General features: G+C 62.5%; 13 protein-coding genes. 10 read left to right on the top strand and 3 right to left on the bottom strand.

Annotated elements, in window-relative coordinates:
• Positions 1-347 precede the first annotated feature (347 nt).
• On the bottom strand, positions 348-2120 hold the full coding sequence (locus J3361_RS23795) for a sigma-54-dependent Fis family transcriptional regulator (protein WP_207966583.1): 1773 nt from the start codon (positions 2118-2120) through the stop codon (positions 348-350).
• A 285-nt stretch (positions 2121-2405) separates the two neighbouring features.
• Between J3361_RS23795 and J3361_RS23790 the strand changes: the two genes are divergently transcribed.
• The 6 genes from J3361_RS23790 to J3361_RS23765 all read left to right on the top strand — a co-directional run bounded on the left by J3361_RS23790 (position 2406) and on the right by J3361_RS23765 (position 11478).
• On the top strand, positions 2406-3878 hold the full coding sequence (locus tag J3361_RS23790) for a benzaldehyde dehydrogenase (protein WP_207966582.1): 1473 nt from the start codon (positions 2406-2408) through the stop codon (positions 3876-3878).
• Between the two features lie 68 nt (positions 3879-3946).
• Positions 3947-4714 carry a coniferyl-alcohol dehydrogenase gene (locus tag J3361_RS23785; protein WP_207966581.1) on the top strand — a complete coding sequence of 256 codons (768 nt, stop codon included), beginning with the start codon at positions 3947-3949 and terminating at the stop codon, positions 4712-4714.
• Positions 4715-4805: 91 nt separating this feature from the next.
• A complete protein-coding gene (locus J3361_RS23780) occupies positions 4806-6455 on the top strand; it encodes a DUF1302 domain-containing protein (RefSeq protein ID WP_207966580.1) in 1650 nt (549 codons plus the stop codon).
• A gap of 15 nt (positions 6456-6470) precedes the next feature.
• Positions 6471-7832 carry a DUF1329 domain-containing protein gene (locus tag J3361_RS23775; RefSeq protein WP_207966579.1) on the top strand — a complete coding sequence of 454 codons (1362 nt, stop codon included), beginning with the start codon at positions 6471-6473 and terminating at the stop codon, positions 7830-7832.
• A gap of 69 nt (positions 7833-7901) precedes the next feature.
• Complete coding sequence (locus J3361_RS23770; protein ID WP_207966578.1) at positions 7902-9005, top strand: YCF48-related protein; 1104 nt, start codon at positions 7902-7904, stop codon at positions 9003-9005.
• Positions 9006-9057: 52 nt separating this feature from the next.
• Positions 9058-11478 (top strand): MMPL family transporter, encoded by a 2421-nt coding sequence (locus J3361_RS23765; RefSeq protein WP_207966577.1) that lies wholly within the window; start codon positions 9058-9060, stop codon positions 11476-11478.
• 926 nt (positions 11479-12404) lie between these two features.
• Here the strand turns inward: J3361_RS23765 and mhpT are convergent.
• Positions 12405-13622, bottom strand: coding sequence for a 3-(3-hydroxy-phenyl)propionate transporter MhpT (gene mhpT, locus J3361_RS23760; RefSeq protein WP_207966576.1), 1218 nt, complete (start codon positions 13620-13622; stop codon positions 12405-12407).
• 314 nt (positions 13623-13936) lie between these two features.
• Between mhpT and J3361_RS23755 the strand changes: the two genes are divergently transcribed.
• On the top strand, positions 13937-15244 hold the full coding sequence (locus tag J3361_RS23755) for an OprD family porin (RefSeq protein WP_207966575.1): 1308 nt from the start codon (positions 13937-13939) through the stop codon (positions 15242-15244).
• Positions 15245-15385: 141 nt separating this feature from the next.
• Here the strand turns inward: J3361_RS23755 and J3361_RS23750 are convergent, their stop codons facing one another.
• Positions 15386-15871, bottom strand: a complete 486-nt coding sequence (locus tag J3361_RS23750; RefSeq protein ID WP_207966574.1) for a MarR family transcriptional regulator — start codon at positions 15869-15871, stop codon at positions 15386-15388.
• Positions 15872-16084: 213 nt separating this feature from the next.
• On the opposite strand from J3361_RS23750, the gene J3361_RS23745 reads away from it, so the two are divergent.
• From J3361_RS23745 to J3361_RS23735, 3 genes are all read left to right on the top strand, one after another.
• Positions 16085-16915: a p-hydroxycinnamoyl CoA hydratase/lyase gene (locus J3361_RS23745; RefSeq protein WP_207966573.1), complete on the top strand. Its 831-nt coding sequence runs from the start codon at positions 16085-16087 to the stop codon at positions 16913-16915.
• Positions 16916-17027: 112 nt separating this feature from the next.
• Positions 17028-18476, top strand: coding sequence for an aldehyde dehydrogenase (locus tag J3361_RS23740; protein ID WP_207966572.1), 1449 nt, complete (start codon positions 17028-17030; stop codon positions 18474-18476).
• Between the two features lie 140 nt (positions 18477-18616).
• Positions 18617-20494 (top strand): feruloyl-CoA synthase, encoded by a 1878-nt coding sequence (locus tag J3361_RS23735; RefSeq protein WP_207966571.1) that lies wholly within the window; start codon positions 18617-18619, stop codon positions 20492-20494.
• Positions 20495-20581: the final 87 nt, after the last annotated feature.

The following is a 20581-nucleotide window of genomic DNA, read 5'->3' as shown; positions in this document are numbered from 1 at the left end:
CAGACGCCAGTGTGGGAGCGGGCTTGCTCGCGAAGGCGCCAGCCCAGCCAACATCAATGCTAACTGACCCACCGCTTTCGCGAGCAAGCCCGCTCCCACAGGGGATTTGTGCTGGACACAGACTCGCGGTCACCCAGACGCCAGTGTGGGAGCGAGCCTGCTCGCGAAGGCGCCAGCCCAGCCAACATCAATGCTAACTGACCCACCGCCATCGCGAGCAGGCTCGCTCCCACAGGTTATGTTGTTCACTTAAGGCCGTCGACAAACCCGTGGCGAGGGAGCTTGCTCCCGCTGGGCCGCGAAGCGGCGCCAAAACCTACCCTTGCAGCATCTCCCAGGTTCTGTATTTAGTCCGGGACACCCCGTTGATGCTTCTTCAACCGATACGCGAACTGCGCCCGGCTCAGCCCCAGCGAGCGTGCGGCCGCCGCCAGGTTGCCGCTGCTCAGTTGCAGGGCTTCGTTGATCAGCCGCGATTCCAGGCCGTCAATGGAGAAGTCCGCGTCCAGTTGGCTGAGGGACTGGAGCAACGCCGGTTTTTCTGCCACGTCGTTGGCGACCAGGCCCATGGTCGAGAGGCCGCCGAGGTGGTCCACGGAGTACGCATCCACCGGCAATTGCTCATTGCGAAACAGGTGAACCAGATCGATCGCCTGGCCTTCTTCGCTGGCGATCAGGCCGCGTTCAATGAGGTTCTGCAATTCGCGCACGTTGCCCGGAAAGTCATAGCGCAACAGCACCTTCAAGGCGCGCATGGTCAACCCCATCGGCGTGCGGCCGTATTCCTGGCAGAAACGCTTGAGGAAGGCGTTGATCAGCAAAGGTATGTCGTCGCGACGCTCGCGCAGGGGCGGCAGGGCGATGGGGTAGACGTTGAGCCGGTAGAACAGGTCTTCACGGAACGCGCCGTCCGCCACGGCCTTGCGCAAGTCGATGTTGGTGGCCGCCACGACCCGCACATCGACCTTGATGCCCTGGCCGCCGCCAACCCGTTCGATTTCCCGCTCCTGCAAGGCGCGCAGCAGCTTGCTTTGCCCGGCCAGGCTCAGGCAGGTGATCTCGTCCAGAAACAACGTCCCGCCGTGGGCGCGCTCGAAGCGACCGGGACGTGAATGGGTGGCGCCGGTGTAGGCTCCGCGCTCGACGCCGAACAGTTCGGCCTCGATCAGGTTGTCGGGGATGGCCGCGCAGTTGAGGGCGATGAACGGACCGTCACGGCGGCGACTCAGTTGGTGCAGCTGGCGGGCGAACATTTCCTTGCCGACGCCGGACTCGCCGCTGACCAGCACGGTGGCGGGGGTCAAGGCCACCCGTTGCAAGGCCTGGGTCGCGGCGTTGAAGGCGGCGCTGGCGCCGATCAGCGGCTGTTCGCTGTCCGGCAGCGGGGCGGTTCCGGCGACGTTGTCGGACTGAGTATCGGCGCGCGGAACGACCGTCGTCGGTGATGCATTGAGGTAGTTCAGGTCCTGCTCGATGTCACCCCATTGCTCGGCAGTCTTGCCGATGACTCGGCAGCGTTCATGACCCATGCCCCGGCATTCCACTTCGCGAAAGACCACCAGTTGGCCGAACAGCCCGCTGACGAATCCGATGGCGTAGCCCAGTTCGGTCCAGCACACCGGATCCTGCCCGGTGCCATAGGCGGCGACATGCTCATCGGCCTCGCAGGAGTGATGCCAGAGAAATTCACCTTCATAGAACCCCGAGTCGGCGTCGAATTTGAAATGCAGCGGCTCGACCTTGGTCATGCCTTCGAGGGTATGCAGGTGCGTGCCGGCGCGGAACACCGCCGCGGCATCGGCGTGGGGCCAGCGTTCACGAATCAGCCGGGCGTCGCGGGCGCCGGAGGAATAGCCGGTGCGGGTGAGCATGCCGCGGGCCTGCTCCAGCCCCTGGCGCTCGATGATTTCCCGGCGCAACGCACCGAAGGAGGAACTGTGCAGCAGCAACATGCGCTGGTCGTTGAGCCAGATACGGCCATCGTCGGGGGAGAAAAACAGGCACGCGGTGAGCTCTGCCGTGGTGGGCGAACTGCTGTCGCTCAGCTCTTTGCTGTCGCCCCGTGGATGGAAATGCTCGGTGGCGATCCGGTCCGGCAACTGGCAGTGGGGATTATTCATTGTTATGCCCCTGATGACGCAGTGATCGAAATGATCACCTGGCGAGATAGTTATTAAGCATAACTTTATCAAATGAACAAGCGGCAGCTGGCCAACGGCCAGGACAGCGACGGCTCCCGCCCCGTCGTGTCCGGCGAAGAACCCTGAGCCAGAGCCCTGCGCCAGGTTTATCAAGGCCTGCGGGCAAAACCGGCACAGCGCTTGCTCAAGCACTTGCACGGCGTTTGCGTCGACACCGTCCAGGTGCGGCAAACGATGACAACAACAAAGAGCCGGGAGTGTTAAATGTCTGCATCCAAGAGCCACCTGTTGTCCCAGGTGATCGAGTCGGAATGTGTCTTCAACGGTGACTGGGTGCCTGCCTCGGGCCCGCTGCAAACGATCATCGAACCGGCCACCGGTGAGCGGCTGATGCGCTGTGCCACGGCCGACACCGCCGACATCGCCAAGGCCAGTCGCGACGCAGCCCTCGCTCAGCCGGCATGGGCGGCCCTGGGCCCGCGGCAACGGGCGGCGATCTTCCGCAAGGCCGCCGATGTAGCCGAGCAGTCCTTCGACGAACTGGCGTTGTACGTGGCCCGGGAGACCGGCGCTGCACTGTTCAAGGGACAGCACGAGGTACGCGAAGCCATCGTGCTGTTGCACCAGGCCGCCGGCTTGCTGTCCCAGGCCCATGGGGTGGTCTTGCCCAGCGAGGCGGGGCGCCTGTCCTATGCGCGGCGCCAGCCCCACGGCGTGGTCGGGGTAATTTCACCCTTCAACTTTCCCTTGGTGCTGTCCATGCGCTCTGTCGCGCCGGCCCTGGCGGCGGGCAACGCGGTGGTGCTCAAGCCGGATCCGCAGACCCCGGTGAGTGGCGGTTTCCTCATCGCCTGCTTGTTCGAGGCGGCAGGCCTGCCCAAGGGCTTGTTGCAAGTGTTGCCCGGCGCGGCGGATGCCGGTGAGGCGCTGTGCCGCGACCCTAACGTGCGCATGATCGCCTTCACCGGTTCCACCGGCGCCGGGCGCAAGGTCGCTGAAGTGGCCGGGCGCAACCTGAAGAAGGTCGCCCTGGAGTTGGGTGGCAAGAACCCGCTGATCATTCTCGAAGACGCCGACCTCGACCTCGCGGCTCGGAACGCAGCCTGGGGCGCCTGGCTGCACCAAGGGCAGATTTGCATGGCCACCGGCTTGATCCTCGCCCATGAATCCATCGCCGCCGAGCTGACCCGCAAACTGGTGGAAAAGGCCCAGGCCATGACGACTGGCAACGCTGCCCGGGAAGAAGCCGCGATGGGGCCGCTGATCAATCAGCGGCAGTTGCAACGGGTCCACGACATCGTCAGCGACACCGTGCTTGCCGGGGCTCGGCTGGAAGCGGGCGGCGACCACGATCGGCTGTTCTACGAGGCCACTGTGCTCAGCGGCGTGAAGCCGGGCATGCGTGCTTTCGACGAAGAGATCTTCGGGCCCGTGGCCACGGTGGTCAGCTTCGCCACCGACGACGAAGCCATCGAGTTGGCCAATCGCACCGAGTATGGCTTGGCCGCAGCGATCATTTCACCGTCGGTGGGCCGGGCCATGGCCATCGGTGAGCGGTTGCAGTGCGGCATGTTGCACATCAATGACCAGACCGTCGCCGATGAGTGCGTCAACCCGTTCGGCGGACGTGGCGCCTCGGGCAATGGCGGCAGTGTCGGCGGCCCGGCGGACTGGGACGAATACACCCAATGGCAGTGGGTCACGGTCAAGGACACGGCGCCGGTCTACCCGTTCTGACCGGCCGTTTTTACCGGGCTCGATGAGCTGGGCCCGGCGGGTACACAACAATAAGAAGAGGACTCAACATGAAACTCGACAACAAGATTGTGCTGGTGACGGGGGTCTCGTCGGGTATCGGTGCTGCCACGGCGAGCTTGCTGCGTGCCCACGGCGCCCAGGTGATCGGCGTGGACCTCAAGGCGCCGCACATGACCCTGGACGGTTTTGTACAGGGCGACTTGAGCAGCGCCGAGAACATCGACCGTTTGCTGCCACAGCTGCCCGCACGGCTCGACAGCCTGTGCAACATTGCCGGTGTGCCGGGCACCGCCAATCCGCGACTGCTGGCGCGGGTCAACTACCTTGGGCTGCGCCATTTGAGCGGTGCGCTGCTGCCGCGTATCAATGCTGGCGGCAGCATCGTCAATATCGCCTCGATCCTCGGCGCCGAATGGCCGCTGCGTCTGGAACAGCACAAGGCGCTGGCGCGCATCGAGGATTTTGCCGCCGCGCAAGCCTGGCTGGCCGACCACCCGGTGCCGGACCAGACCTGCTACCAGTACTTCAAGGAAGCCTTGATCGTCTGGAACTACCTGCAGGCCCAGCCCTGGTTCCTCGAGCATTCGGTGCGCATGAACAGTGTCGCCCCAGGCCCGGTGTTCACGCCCATTCTCGACGACTTCGTGAGCATGCTCGGCGAGGCCCGGACCCAGGCCGATGCCCACCGCATGAAACGTCCCGCCTACGCCGATGAGGTGGCGGCGGTGATCGCGTTCCTGTGTGCCGACGAGTCGCGCTGGATCAACGGCGTGAACCTGCCGGTCGATGGGGGATTGGCCTCCACCTACATCTGAACTGCGCACCTGTGGAAAGCGGCGCAAGCCGCGACCTGAGCGTGTTGGCTGCCAAAGCCATGCCCAAAAATAACAATAATGAGAAGCGTCCATGGATAACGTCAAAGAGAGCTTTCGTTTCAAGCATTGCGCGCTGTTCCTGGCGTTATGCAGCACCGGTGTGATGGTCGATCGGGTCGAGGCCATGCAAATGGACCTGGGTGACTCTGACTGGAAACTGCGCTGGGACAACACCATCAAGTACAGCCAGGCCTGGCGCCTGCAAGGGCAGGACAGCCGCTTGGTCAACGCGCCGACCGCCAACGGCCTGTACCCCTCGATCCAGAGCCAGGGTGACAAGAACTTCAGTCGCGGCCTGGTCTCCAATCGCCTGGACCTGTTCTCCGAAATGGACCTCAGCCGGCAAAACTATGGTCTGCGAGTGAGCGGCGCGGCCTGGTACGACGATATCTACAACCAGGACACCGACAGCAGCGAGCAACCGCATTTCCTCAGCGAAACCCGCGAGCTCCACGGTCGCGACGCGGAAATTCTCGATGCCTTCGTGTTCGTGCGCGGTGATCTGGGTGAAGACTCCCAGGGCGTGGCGCGCCTGGGCCGCCACAGCCTGATCTACGGCGAAAGCCTGTTCTACGGTGGCAACGGCATCGCCAATGCCCAGGGGCCGACCGACGTCGTCAAGTTGCTCAGCGTGCCGGGTACGCAGTTCAAGGAGATCCTGCGCCCGGTCAACCAGATCTCCGGGCAGTTGCAGATCAACCCGCAGTTGTCCGTGGGCGCTTACTATCAGTTCGAGTGGGAGCGTTCCAACCTGCCCGGTGCCGGCAGCTACCTGAGCGACGTCGATGCCATCGGTTATGGCAGCGGTCCGCTGCGCGAAGTCTTTGGCAACGACACGGTGAATGGCGGTGACCTGAAACCGCGCAATTCAGGGCAGGGCGGTATGCAGATCCGCTTCAAGCCGAGCGGCACCGAGCTGGAGCTGGGTTTCTACGCGGCCCAGTATCACGATAAAGCGCCGATCGGGTTGTATGCCTACCTGGACGGTCCGGCGGCAGCGGCCAGCGGGTTGCCGATCCTGGGTTCCTATCGTCAGGTCTACGCCGAAGACATCAAGACGGCCGGCGTCAGTTTCTCCACCGCCTATGGCCCGTTCAACTTTGCCGGTGAAACATCGTTGCGCTGGAACGCGCCGCTGGTGAGCAACCTGCAAGTGGTGGCCCCCGGCGTGGAGGCCGATGGTGGCGACAATGAGTTGTTCGCCAGGGGCAAGACCGCCCACGCCAACCTGTCGGCGATTTACCTGTTATCGCCCAATGCGTTCTGGGACGGCGGCTCGGCCTTGGCCGAACTGGCTTGGAACCGCACCCTGAGCGTGACCAAGAACCCGGCCGCCCTGGATTCCAACACCACCCGCGATGCCACGGCGCTGCGCGTGCTGCTGGAGCCCGCGTACTTCCAGATTATCGACGGGATCGACCTGACGGTGCCGATCGGCATGGGGATCGTGCTCGATGGGCGCTCATCGGCCGTCAACAAATCCGGCTTCGGCAACACCCATTCCGGTGACTGGAGTGTCGGGCTCAAAGCCACCTACCTGCAACGCTGGGACGTCGGCCTCAATTACGTGAACTTCTTCGGTGCCCCGAAAGCCGGGCTGCGCGAGGACGGCAATTTCAGTTACGGACAGTCGTTGGCCGACCGCGACTTCGTCTCGCTCTACGTGAAAACCTCATTCTAATAAGGTGGATTCGCCATGCAGAACACAGCTTTCCTGAACACCTGCGTCCTGACCCTGGCCCTCGCCGGCATGGGGCTGGCGCAGGCAGCGGTGTCGCCCGAACAGGCCGCCCGTTTGAAAACCGATCTGACCCCCCTGGGCGGCGAGCGTGCCGGCAACGCCGATGGCAGCATTCCGGCATGGCAGGGCGGTTACACCCAGGTCACGCCTGGCTACAAATCGGGCGACAAGCGCGCCGATCCGTTCGCCAGCGAGAAACCGCTGTATTCGATCAAGGCCGCGAACATGGAGCAGTACGCCGGCGAATTGGCCGAAGGCACCAAGTTGCTGCTGAAAAAGTACCCGGACTACCGCCTGGACGTGTACCCGACCCATCGCTCGGCTGCCGCGCCGCAATGGGTCTATGACAACACCAGCAAGAACGCCACCCGCGCCACGCTGGACGTGGACAGTGAGAAGGTCTCCAGTGCGTACGGCGGCATCCCGTTCCCGATCCCGGAAAACGGTGCGCAGGTGCTATGGAATTATCGGTTGTCCTGGCAGGGCGGTGACACCATCAGCTCGCCTTTCGATACCTGGCTGATGACCGCCGGTGGCAAGAAAGTCCAGGCGACCCGGGCCCAATACACCTACCAGTTTCCCTACTACGTCGAAGGCGGCAGCCTGGAAAACTATTCGGGCAAGTACCTGCTGGGCAAGCTGTTCACCGAGTTGCCGTCATCCAAGGCCGGCGAAGGCCTGATGACCCATTGGGACCTGGACCCGGCCAATCGGGCGGCCTGGCAGTACCTGGTTGGTCAGCGCCGGGTTCGTCGGGCGCCGAACATTGCCTATGACACGCCGGACTTCGTGACCTCCGGCGTCGGCTTGTTCGACGAAGCATTCATGCTGTTCGGGCCGACCGATCGTTATGACCTCAAGCTGGTGGGCAAGAAAGAGCTGATCGTCGCCTACAACAATAACCGCGCTGCGTTGGCCAAGAGCGACGACCTGGTCAAGGCGAACTTCCTCAACCCCGATCTGGTGCGTTGGGAGAAACATCGGGTCTGGGTGGTCGAGGCCACGCTCAAATCCGGCAAGCGCCATGTCGTGCCACGTCGCACTTACTACGTCGACGAGGACTCCTGGCAGATCCTGATGGCCGACGGTTATGACGCCCAGGGCAAGCTCGGCCGGCAGATGTATTCGCTGACGCTGCTGGCACCGGACCTGCCGGCCCTGACCGCCCAGGTCATGTGGGGCAGCTACAACCTCGACACGGGGGCCTACTTCCTCAACTCATCGAGCAACGACCTGGCCGTTCAATACCAGAAGGTCGCGAAGCCTTCAGCGTCCTATTTCACCCCGGATGCCATGGCCAACGAAAACATGCGTTGAACCGGTGGCGGCCGTGACGAGGAGGTGGTTCGTCGCGGTCGCTAACGATTTTCCAGGCGGAATAACGATATGAACGTTGAAAAAATCTTTGCGCGCCGCGGTCCGTTATGGGGGGCTTGCGCCTTGCTCGGATGCCTGTTGGCGAGCGTGCCTTGGGTCGCACAGGCCACGACCCTGGCGGTGCTGCAGCAACCGGCACTGCCGACGGCCAAGGCCCCACGCGCGGTCTTGCTCGGGCTGGGCCGGGCCGGCGAACGCCTGGTGGCGGTGGGCGAGCGTGGGATCGTGCTGCTTTCCGATGACGCAGGCGTGACATGGCGCCAGGCCAAGGTGCCGGTCAGCGTCAGCCTGACGGCAGTGCAGTTCGTCGATGCCGAGCAGGGCTGGGCGGTCGGTCATCTGGGCGTGGTGCTGCACACCCAGGACGGCGGCGAAACCTGGCAAAAACAACTCGACGGCGAGCGTGCCATCGCCCTGGCGGTGCAAGTCGCTGAGCGCGATGCCAACCAACCTGACGGTGCCAGCCACTTGGCGCAGGCACGGCACATGCTCGATGACGGGCCGGACAAGCCGTTTCTTGACTTGTACTTCAGTGACCGCCTCCACGGCTACGTCGTGGGTGCCTACAACCAGATCTTCCGTACCGACGATGGCGGGCGCAGTTGGCAACCGTGGATGCAGCATGTGGACAATCCCCAGGGCTTGAATCTGTATGGCATCCGCGCCTTGGGCAAGGATTTGCTGCTGGTGGGGGAGCGCGGCCTGTTGTTGCGTTCGACCGATGCCGGGCAGTCATTCCAGGCCTTGAAATCACCTTATGAAGGCAGCTTTTTCGGCCTGCTCGGCACCCGTGATGGGGCCTTGATTGTCTATGGCCTGCGTGGCAACGCCTGGTGGTCAGATGACCGTGGCGGCAGTTGGCGACGTCTGGAAACCGGCATCGAATCAACCTTGGTAAGCGCCCTCGAACTGCGCGACGGCGGCCTGCTGTTGGCGAGCCAGAGTGGCGAGCTTCTCTTCAGTCATGACCAGGGACGCAGCTTCGACAAACGTCAGAGTCGCAGCGGCGGGACCGTCGCTGCCGTGCAACAGGCGGTCGATGGCAGCCTGGCCAGCGTCGGCTTGAGCGGCGTGGCCGCTGACCAGGATCCGCGTGCCTCGGGTAAACCTTGAAATTTCACGGTGTAGCGCTATCGGGCCACGGCTCGTGCAACAGGAGTCAAACTTGAAAGACGACAGAACCCAAACCGTGATCGGCCGCCAGGAAGACTTCGACCGGGCGTCGGGCAACTTCGCCGAGCGGGCGATCTTCAACCATCGACCGCTGGTGATCCTGCTGTGCCTGCTGGTGACCTTGGTGCTTGGTTGGCAAGCCACGCGCATCGGCATCAATGCCAGCTACGAGAAGACCATTCCCACCGGGCATCCTTATGTCGCCAATTTCCTCGAGAACCGCAGTGAGTTGAGCGGCCTGGGCAACTCGCTACGCATTGCCGTGGAGGTCAAGCAGGGGAGTATTTTCACTAAGGATTACCTCGACACCCTGGCCAAGCTCAACGACGAGCTTTATCTGTTGCCGGGTGTCGACCGTCCCTACATGAAGTCGCTATGGACCCCGACCACGCGCTGGACCGCCGTGACCGAAGAAGGCCTGGACGGCGGCACGGTGATCCCCGACGACTACGACGGCTCGGCCGCCAGCATCGAGCAGGTGCGGACCAACGTGGGCCGCTCCGGGGAAGTCGGTCAATTGGTTGCGGGCAACTTCAAGTCCAGCGTGATCTTCGTGCCGTTGCTGGAAATCAATCCGCAGACGGGCAAGGCGCTGGATTACGGCGAATTCTCCCGGCAACTGGAGGCGCTACGGGACAAGTACCAGACCGACGACCTGCGGATTCACATCACCGGCTTTACCAAAATCGTCGGCGACCTGATCGAGGGGATGACCCAAGTCCTGCTGTTCTTCGTGGTGGCGGTCCTGGTGACGGTACTGGTGCTGTTCGGCTACACCCGTTGCGCGCGCAGCACCCTGGTGGTGGTGACGTGTTCACTGGCGGCGGTGCTTTGGCAACTGGGGCTGCTTGCCTTGCTCGGTTATGAGTTGGACCCGTACTCGGCACTGGTGCCGTTCCTGGTCTTCGCCATTGGCATGAGCCATGGTGCGCAGAAGATGAACGGCATCATGCAGGACATCGGCCGAGGTACGCACCGGGTGGTCGCCGCGCGTTATACCTTCCGCCGGTTGTTCGCTGCCGGCATCACCGCGTTGCTCTGTGATGCGGTCGGTTTTGCGGTGCTGCTGCTGATCAACATCCGAGTGATCCAGGACCTGGCGATCACCGCCAGCCTCGGTGTGGCGGTGCTGATTTTCACCAACCTGATTCTGCTGCCGATCCTGCTCAGCTACATCGGCGTCAGCCCGGCGGCGGCGCAACGCAGCCTGAGTGCGGAAACCACCGAACAGCAGGCGCAAATCAAGCACCCGCTGTGGCGCCTGCTCGATCTGTTCACCCAACGGCGCTGGGCCATTGGCGCCATGCTGGTTGGCTTGGTGTTGGCGGCGTTTGGTTTTGCCGTGAGCCTGCACCTGAAGATCGGCGACCTGGACCCCGGCGCTCCGGAGCTGCGGGCCGACTCCCGCTACAACCGCGATGCGCTGTTCATGACGCAAAACTACGCGGCCAGCTCGGACATCTTCGTGGTCATGATCAAGACACCGGAGGATCAGTGCACCCGTTACGCCAGCCTGTCCGCGGTAGACGCGCTGGCCTGGCAACTGGAGCAATTGCCCGGCGTGGAGTCGACCACCTCGATGGCGGCGCTGAGCAAGATCGCCACGGCCGGTTACAACGAAGGCAACTTCAAATGGTATGAACTGATCCCCAACGACGGTGCGCTGGGTGCTGTGCAAACCCGTGCACCGCGGGAGTTGTTCAACCAGGGTTGCTCGATGCTGTCGCTGTACGTCTACCTGGCCGATCACAAGGCTGACACATTGAACCGGGTGGTGGAGGCCAGCGAGCAATTCATTGCCGAGCATCAGATGCCGGAGGTCAAGTTCATGCTGGCGGCCGGCAGCGCGGGCATCGAAGCGGCGACCAATATCGTGGTGAAGAAGTCCATGCGCGAGATGCTGTTCTGGGTCTACGGTGCGGTCAGCCTCCTGTGTTTGCTGACCTTCCGCAGCTGGCGGGCGACCCTGTGCGCGATGCTGCCGCTGATGCTCACCTCGATCCTGTGCGAGGCGCTGATGGTGGGGCTGGGCATGGGGGTGAAAGTCGCGACACTGCCGGTCATTGCATTGGGCGTGGGCATTGGCGTCGATTATGCGCTCTACGTGTTGAGCGTGATCCTGGCGCGGATGCGTGCCGGCGACACCCTGGCCCAGGCGTATTACCAGGCGCTGCTGTTCACGGGCAAGGTGGTGTTGCTGACGGGCATGACCTTGGCGGTGGCGGTGTCGACCTGGGCGTTTTCGCCGATCAAGTTTCAGGCTGACATGGGGGTGTTGCTGGCCTTTATGTTCCTGGTGAACATGCTTGGGGCCTTGATTCTGCTGCCGGCCTTGGCTTGGTTGCTGTTGCCGCAGAGGGTGTTTGTAAAAAAGCCTGTGCTTAGTCGGCGGGAGCGGTGGGTTAGGGGGTGATGTTTTCTCAGGGCGAATATCCGTTATTTGGGTAACGGCTACTTAGGGTTCCGCCCTTACGGCGGCTCACTTTTTTTCAAACGCCAAAAAAAGTAAGCAAAAAAGGCTTGCCCCACCACTCGGTGCCTCGCTTAGGCTCTGCATGCCCGAACGAAGGCATTGCTCCGTGGGCCCGCCGCGAAGGGCCATCCATGGCCCAGCGCGGCTATCCCGGCATCCATGCCGGGATGCCCACTGCGCAATACCTGCGCTCGGCCAGCGTGGTTAACGGGGCCTCAAGATCAAAAGCCAAGCCGAGGCGGCCTTAAAGCCGACCTGGCTCTCCCGCTCGTACACCCATCAGATCTGTGGGAGCAAAGCTTGCTCGCGATAGCGGTGGTTCAGTCACATGAATGTTGTGCTGGCAGGCCTCTTCGCGAGCAGGCTCGCTCCCACAGTGGTTCTGTGTTGGACATGAATTTTGTATTCACTGGAGATTGAATGTGGGAGCGAGCCTGCTCGCGATGGCGGTGTATCAGTTTGCAGTGATGTTGACTGTGCCGGCCTCTTCGCGAGCAAGCCCGCTCCCACACTGGATTTTCAGCAGGCACAAAAATTCAGGTGTACCGTGCCCCCCTGTGGGAGCGAGCCTGCTCGCGATGGCGGTGTATCAGTTTGCAGTGATGTTGACTGTGCCGGCCTCTTCGCGAGCAAGCCCGCTCCCACACTGGATTTTCAGCAGGCACAAAAATTCAGGTGTACCGTGCCCCCCTGTGGGAGCGAGCCTGCTCGCGAAGAGGCTGGCACAGCCAACATTTTCATTGACTGAGCCACCGCCATCGCGAGCAAGCTTTGCTCCCACAGATCTGATATCTGATAGGGGACGACCCGCCGTCACGGCGGAACCATAAGCGGCCGTTACCGCAGCAACGGATATTCACACCAAGTCAAACAACCGATTTCGCCGCACCCAACCCCGGCCCAGCCGAATAACGAACCACACTAAGAACAGCCAACGTAGCAACCACCAACCCCGGAGAAGTCGCCAGCAATACAGCAGTGGTCCCACCCCCGGCTGCCAGGATCTGCCCAGCGGCCAAAGGCCCGGCAACCGACCCCAGGCGTCCGATGGCCACCGCGGCACCCACCCCCGTCGCACGCACCGCCGTAGGATAGGAGGGCGGTGCCAACGCATAGAGAACCAACTGCGCAGCCATGACAAACAACCCGGCGGCAAACCCGGCGATGGCCATTGGCACGATGCCAACGGACAACCCGACCCCGGCCAGGGCGCTCAGCAGACCAGCGTAGACAAACAGCACCACCTTGACCCCATTGCAACGGTCCAGCAACAGGCCGCCCAGCAACGAGCCAAGGGCTCCGCCAATGTTGAAGAGCATCTGCACCAGGCCGGCCTGGGGTTTGCTGAAGCCCTGTTCAAGTAGCAACGATGGCAGCCAGTTGAGCAACATGTACATCACCGTCAGGGTGAAGAAGTAGCTCAGCCACAGTGCCAAGGTCGTACGGCCGCGACCTTCACCGAACAGTGCCTGGGCGGTGGAACCGCGCGAGGAGCCGCTGTCACCCTGTGCCTGACGAAAGGCGCTGGATTCGGGAAGCCACAGAAGCATCAGCGGGACCACCAGCAAGGGCGCCAACCCGCCGATGAAAAACGTCATCTGCCAGTGCTCGCCGAACAGCATCGCGACCACTGCCGCCAACGCACCACCCAACGGCACCCCCGCGTACATCACGCTGATGGCCGTGCCCCGGCGCTGCTCGCCCACGGCTTCGGCGCACAAGGCAATGAGGTTGGGCAGGGCGGCACCCAAGCCCAGGCCGGTCATGAAGCGCACCAGTAACAGGCTGGAGAAATGTTCGACATAAGCGGTGCTGAGGGAGAACACCCCGAACAGCAAGACCGCGGCGATGAGGATTTTCTTGCGGCCGATGCGATCAGCGATCCAGCCACCGAAGAAAGCGCCCGGCAGCAACCCGATGATGCCGGCGCTGAACACCCAGCCCATCATTTTCGGGTCGAGGGCAAACGTCTGTCGCAACCCTGCGGCGGCGGTCCCGGCTGATTGCAGGTCGAAACCCTCGATCAACGCAACGATGAAACACAAGGTGATGGTCAGCGTCGCACGACGCGCCGGACGGTCCATGGGCAAATCCTCTTATTGTTTTTGTAAGGGAACACCGGCTCGGAGAAAAACCGGCGGGTGCATTTAAGATTAACAAAGCTAACTAAAAAATGAAGGGCGCGGACGGGGCGTCTAAAACTGGCCAGTTCACGATGAAAATCAGCAGCTTGGCAAGAATTCGGGGGTGGATTAGTAGATTAGTTAATTATATTAATGTTCGATTATCGGTCACTCCGGATTGACGAAGCGCCCGTGCCGTTTCCATTCTTTGCTCGCACGGCCCCCCTCGCCAAGGTTGGGCCGATCAAAACAACAACAAAAAATGGACACCAAACATGCCAAACCTTGCCCGGGATGCGCTGAAGGCGCGCCCTGTTTCATCGCTTGTCCCTCTGCTGGCCTGTCTCGGATTGAGCCTGGGTTCTCCGGTCTCGTGGGCGGAAGGTTTCATCGACGACAGCCACGGCACCTTGACCTTGCGCAACTACTACATGGACCGCGACTACAAGGACGACGGCGCCAAGACCGCGGCCAGGGAATGGGCCCAAGGCGTGTTCATGAACGTCGAGTCGGGGTTCACCCCAGGCACGGTCGGGTTCGGCCTCGACGTGAGGGGATTGCTGGGCATCAAGCTCGACTCGTCGCCGGATCGTAGCGGCACTGAACTGTTGCCGGTGTCGAGCAGCGACAAGCGCGCGGCGGATGAGTATTCGCGCCTGGGCGTGACCGGCAAGCTGCGTTTCGCGCAAACCACGGTGAAGACCGGCGACGTGTCGATTTTCCTGCCGTTTGCCTTTGCCAGCCCGTCGCGGCTGCTGCCGCAGACCTTCCGCGGCACGACCCTCAGCTCCAAGGATTTCGATGGCTTGACGTTGAACACCGGATATATCGACCGCATCGCCCGGCGCGATTCCACCGATTACCAGCCCATGAGCATCGCCTCGCCCAATCGTCGTTTCAACGGTGCGGCGACTTCATCCCATATGGCCTATGTGGGCGGCGACTACCAGGTCAACAAAGACCTCAGCCTGCGTGCCTATCACGCCGAAGTAGCGGATCTGTACCAACAGAACACCCTGGCGTTGCTGCACAACCTGCCGTTGGGCGACGGTGTTCTAACCACCGACCTGCGCAGTTTTTTCAGTGATGAAGACGGCGCGGCCAAGGCAGGCAAGGTGGATAACCGCAACGTTTCGGCGCTGGTTGGGTATCGTCTGGGCGGGCACCGCGTCAGCCTCGGCTACATGCACGCCAGTGGCGATACGGCCACGCCTTATGTGTCCGGCACCGAGCTGATGGGCTTGAGTGAAATGACCATGAGCTCGGATTTCCTCAATGCCAAGGAGCGCACCTGGCAGGCGATCCATGATTACGACTTCGCGGCCATGGGCGTGCCGGGCCTGAGGAGCCGACTGCGTTATGTGCGTGGTGACCACATCGAGCTGGCGGCCCTCAATGCCGAGGATCGCAAGGAACGCGAGTTCCAGATGGAGCTGGGATACGTGATCCAGAGCGGCCCACTGAAAAACGTCGGGCTGCTGGCGCGCAAATCGATCTACCGCAACGACTTCCCGGGCACGGCGGCGTTTCGCGATGAGAACCAGACCCGCTTTCTGGTGACGTACAGCGTGCCGATCTGGTGAGTTTTGAGGTGCCTGGCGAGCTGTTGTGGGAGCAAGGCTTGCCCGCGATGTACGCACCGCGGTTCTTCAGAAATCGAGGTGCCTTCGTCGCGAGCAAGCTTTGCTCCCACATAGCGGGAGCAAGCGCCCTCGCCACAGGGGTTATTGATAAACCTTTTTCAACAACCGCAGCAACTCCTCACGCTCAGCCGCTGAGAGGGCCGTGGTGGAATCAAGGTCGCTCTGGACGGCGATGTGCTTGAGTTCCTTGAGCAGGGTTTCGCCGGTCTTGCTCAGGAAAATGCCATAGGAGCGCTTGTCCGGTTTGCAGCGCACACGCACAGCCAGGGCGCGGCTTTCCAGCTTGTTTAGCAGCGGCACCACCTGCGGCGGTTCGATCGCCAGGGCCTTGGCCAGGTCGGCCTGCATCAGGCCGGGATTCTGGTCAATGATCGCCAGGGCTGAAAACTGGGCGGGGCGCAGGTCGTGGACGGCGAGCCGGCCAATCAGGTTCTGGAACAGTTTCAACTGGGCGCGACGCAGGGCATAGCCGATCAGCTCGTCCAGCGCGGAGTCCAGCGGTGCCTGCGCGTCGGTACCGGCGACCAGCGGCTCGGCGGGTTCGGCAAGCTTGGAAGACTTGGCCATCGAAGTGAGCTTCCTCAAGGTAAGTGATTAATAAGGCTATGCAGTTTGCCGAGGTTGCGGCGCGCTGGCTATGGGCTTGGGCACATTCAGTTTTTTGAATCTTCAACCCAGTCTCTGAAAAATACAGATAAACCGATTAATAGTTAATTGACATAACTATTTTTCCGGTTTAGTTTTTGATCATCTTCAGCCAAGAACAAGAGAGCACGCATCATGAGCAATTACGAAGGTCGCTGGACAACGGTCAAGGTCGATATCGAAGAGGGCATCGCTTGGGTCACCCTTAACCGCCCGGAAAAACGCAACGCCATGAGCCCGACCCTCAACCGCGAGATGATCGACGTGCTCGAGACCCTGGAGCAGGATCCAGCGGCCGGCGTATTGGTGCTGACCGGCGCCGGTGATGCCTGGACTGCTGGCATGGACCTCAAGGAATACTTCCGCGAAGTGGATGCGGGGCCGGAAATCCTCCAGGAAAAGATCCGTCGCGAAGCGTCGCAATGGCAGTGGAAACTGCTGCGCATGTACGCCAAGCCGACCATCGCCATGGTCAATGGCTGGTGCTTCGGTGGTGGTTTCAGCCCGCTGGTGGCGTGCGACCTGGCGATCTGCGCCGACGAAGCGACCTTCGGCCTCTCGGAAATCAACTGGGGCATTCCGCCGGGCAACCTGGTCAGCAAGGCCATGGCCGACACCGTGGGCCATCGCCAATCGCTGTACTACATCATGACCGGCAAGACCTTCGGCGGGCAGAAAGCCGCCGAGATGGGCTTGGTCAATGAAAGCGTACCCCTGGCGCAGCTGCGCGAAGTCACCGTGGAACTGGCGCGCAATCTTCTGGAAAAAAACCCGGTGGTGCTGCGGGCCGCCAAGCATGGCTTCAAACGCTGCCGCGAACTGACTTGGGAGCAGAACGAGGATTACCTGTACGCCAAGCTCGACCAGTCGCGCCTGCTCGACACCGAGGGTGGCCGCGAGCAGGGCATGAAACAGTTCCTGGACGACAAGAGCATCAAGCCGGGCCTGCAAACCTATAAGCGATGAGCTGCAAGCTTCAAGCTTCAAGCTTCAAGCTGCAGGTGCAACTCGAACCGCTTCTACTTGAAGCTTGCAGCTTGTGGCTTAAAACTGCGTTCTCATAACTAGGAGTCATCTCATGCTGGACGTGCCCCTGTTGATTGGCGGCCAGTCGTGCCCGGCCCGTGACGGCCGGACCTTCGAGCGCTGCAACCCGGTGACAGGTGAGGTGGTGTCTCGCGTGGCTGCCGCCACCCTGGAAGACGCCGATGCCGCCGTGGCCGCAGCCCAAGCGGCGTTTCCCGCCTGGGCCGCGCTGGCGCCCAACGAGCGCCGTACACGTCTGTTGCGTGCGGCCGAGCAATTGCAGGTCCGCAGTGGTGAATTTATCGCCGCCACTGGTGAGACCGGCGCCATGGCCAACTGGTACGGCTTCAACGTGCACCTGGCGGCGAACATGCTGCGTGAAGCCGCGTCCATGACGACCCAGATCAACGGCGAAATCATTCCTTCCGACGTGCCCGGCAGTTTCGCCATGGCCCTGCGTCAGCCTTGTGGCGTGGTGCTGGGCATCGCCCCTTGGAACGCTCCGGTGATTCTTGCGACCCGCGCCATCGCCATGCCCCTGGCCTGCGGTAACACCGTGGTACTCAAGGCTTCCGAGATCAGCCCGGCGGTGCACCGCTTGATTGGCCAGGTGCTCCAAGACGCCGGGCTGGGCGACGGCGTGGTCAACGTGATCTGCAATGCCCCGGCGGATGCGCCAGCCATTGTCGAACGGTTGATCGCCAACCCGGCGGTGCGCCGAGTGAACTTCACCGGCTCGACCCATGTCGGGCGCATCGTCGGTGAATTGTCGGCGCGCCATCTCAAGCCGGCGTTGCTGGAACTAGGCGGCAAGGCGCCGCTGCTGGTATTGGACGACGCCGACCTGGACGCCGCCGTACAAGCAGCGGCCTTCGGGGCCTACTTCAACCAGGGGCAGATCTGCATGTCCACCGAGCGATTGATCGTCGATGCCCGCGTGGCGGATGCGTTCGTCGCCAAGTTGACCGCCAAGATCGCCACCTTGCGTGCCGGCGATCCGGCGGCTGGCGATTCGGTGCTGGGCTCGTTGGTCGATGCCAGTGCTGGCCAGCGCATCAAGGGGCTGATCGACGATGCCTTGGCCAAAGGCGCGACGCTGGTCACCGGTGGGCAGTTGGAGGGCAGCATCCTGCAGCCGACCTTGCTCGACGGCGTCACCCCGCAAATGCGCCTGTACCGTGAAGAGTCCTTCGGGCCGGTGGCAGTGCTGCTGCGCGGTGACGGCGATGAAGAACTGCTGCACTTGGCCAACGATTCCGAGTTCGGCCTGTCGGCCGCCATCTTCAGTCGCGACACGAGCCGCGCCCTGGCCTTGGCCCAGCGGGTCGAGTCGGGCATTTGCCACATCAACGGGCCGACGGTGCACGACGAGGCGCAGATGCCCTTCGGCGGGGTCAAGTCCAGCGGTTACGGCAGCTTTGGCGGCAAGGCGTCCATCGAGCATTTCACCCAGTTGCGTTGGGTGACCTTGCAGAACGGTCCGCGGCATTACCCGATCTGAAACCCGTCGCATCACGGGCGGTCGAGCCTCGAAAGCCGCCGCCCGGATGCAGGCCAGAATAATAATGACAAGGCCGCAGCCCAGGCTGCCACGCTCCGCTCGCATCGCGACCCGAGTGTGCCTTGGTGGAGGAAATGTACGTGAGTTCCGAGTCCAGATCGTCCTCCCGACCCGAGGCCGGGCGTTATCGCCAGGTGTCGATTGGTCATCCTGCTGTCGAAGTCCGGGAAGAGCGCGGCGTCTTGCACATGCGCTCCCTGGAACCCCTGGCCCCATTGCCCGCGCGTTTGCTCGAGCGCCTGGTGCACTGGGCCGAGGTGCGCCCACAGCAGACCTTTATCGCGGCCCGTGAAGCGGGCGGTGACTGGCGTCGCGTCAGCTATGCGCAGATGCTCGACAGCGTCCGGGCCATCGCCCAAAGCCTGCTGAGTTACGGATTGTCGGCGGAGAAACCCTTGGCGTTGCTCTCCGGCAACGACATCGAGCACCTGCAAATGGCCCTTGGCGCGATGTACGCCGGGATTCCCTATTGCCCGGTGTCGCCGGCCTATTCCTTGCTGTCCCAGGATTTCGCCAAGCTGCGCCACGTCTGCGATCTGTTGCAGCCGGGTCTGGTGTTTGTCAGCGAAGCCGCACCGTTCGAACGGGCGATCAATGCCGTATTGCCGGCGGACGTCCCCTTGATTACCGTGCGTGGCGAGATGGCCGGCCGGCCCAGGACAAGCTTCGCCAGCCTGCTGGCCCAACCTGGTGGCGTCGAGGCCGAGCAGGCGTTCGCCGCTACCGGCCCGGACAGCATTGCCAAGTTTCTGTTTACTTCCGGCTCCACCAAGCTGCCCAAGGCGGTAATCACCACCCAGCGCATGCTGTGTGCCAATCAGCAGATGCTGCTGCAGACCTTTCCAGTGTTCGGCGAGACGCCGCCAGTGCTGGTGGACTGGCTGCCGTGGAACCACACCTTCGGTGGCAGTCACAACCTCGGCATCGTGCTGTACAACGGCGGGACGTTCTACCTGGACGACGGTAAACCCACCGCCCAGGGCTTTGCCGAAACCTTGCGCAACCTCAAGGAAATTTCGCCGACTGCCTACCTGACCGTGCCCAAGGGTTGGGAGGAATTGGTCAGCGCCCTGGAGCGGGACGGTGAATTGCGCGAGCGTTTTTTCAAGCGTATCAGCCTGTTCTTCTTTGCCGCGGCGGGCTTGTCGCAAACGACCTGGGACCGGCTCGACAGGGTCGCCGAACAGCATTGCGGCGAACGTATCCGCATGATGGCCGGCCTGGGCATGACCGAGGCGTCGCCGTCCTGCACCTTCACCACCGGGCCCTTGTCCATGGCCGGCTACATCGGCCTGCCGGCGCCTGGTTGCGAAGTCCGGATGGTGCCGGTGGACGGCAAGTTCGAGGGGCGCTTTCGCGGGCCGCACATCATGCCTGGCTACTGGCGCTCGCCGCAGCAGACTGCCGAGGTGTTCGACGAGGACGGTTTCTACTGCTCGGGGGACGCGATCAAGCTGGCCGATGCGAGCAATCCGCAACTGGGACTGATGTTCGATGGGCGGATCGCCGAGGATTTCAAATTGTCCTCCGGGGTATTCGTCAGCGTCGGCCCGTTGCGCAACCGAGCGGTGCTGGAAGGCACGCCCTATGTCCAGGACCTGGTGATCACCGCACCGGATCGCGAATGCCTGGGCGCACTGGTGTTTCCACGACTTGCGGAATGCCGACGCCTGTCAGGCCTGGGGGCGGAGGCCAGCGATGCCCAGGTCCTTGCCAGCCCGCCGGTACGCCGATGGTTCGCTGACTGGCTGCAGCGCCTGAACCGCGAAGCCAGTGGCAACGCCAGCCGTGTGGAGTGGATTGCGCTGCTCGATGAGCCGGCCTCCATCGACCGCGGTGAAATCACCGACAAGGGCTCGATCAACCAGCGGGCGGTGTTGCAGTGGCGGGCAGGGAAGGTCGAGGCGTTGTATCGCGGGGAGGATGTGTCGATCCTGCGGGTGGGGCCTGTGGCTTAAGGCGATACCTTGTGGATGGTTAGACATTGCATGCCATTCAACAGATCCCTGTGGGAGCGAGCCTGCTCGCGAAGGCGGTGGTTCAGC

The organism is Pseudomonas sp. OA65 (genome assembly GCF_017498305.1).
GTDB lineage: Bacteria > Pseudomonadota > Gammaproteobacteria > Pseudomonadales > Pseudomonadaceae > Aquipseudomonas > Aquipseudomonas zanjanensis.
This window is presented reverse-complemented; position numbering and strand designations above follow the sequence as displayed.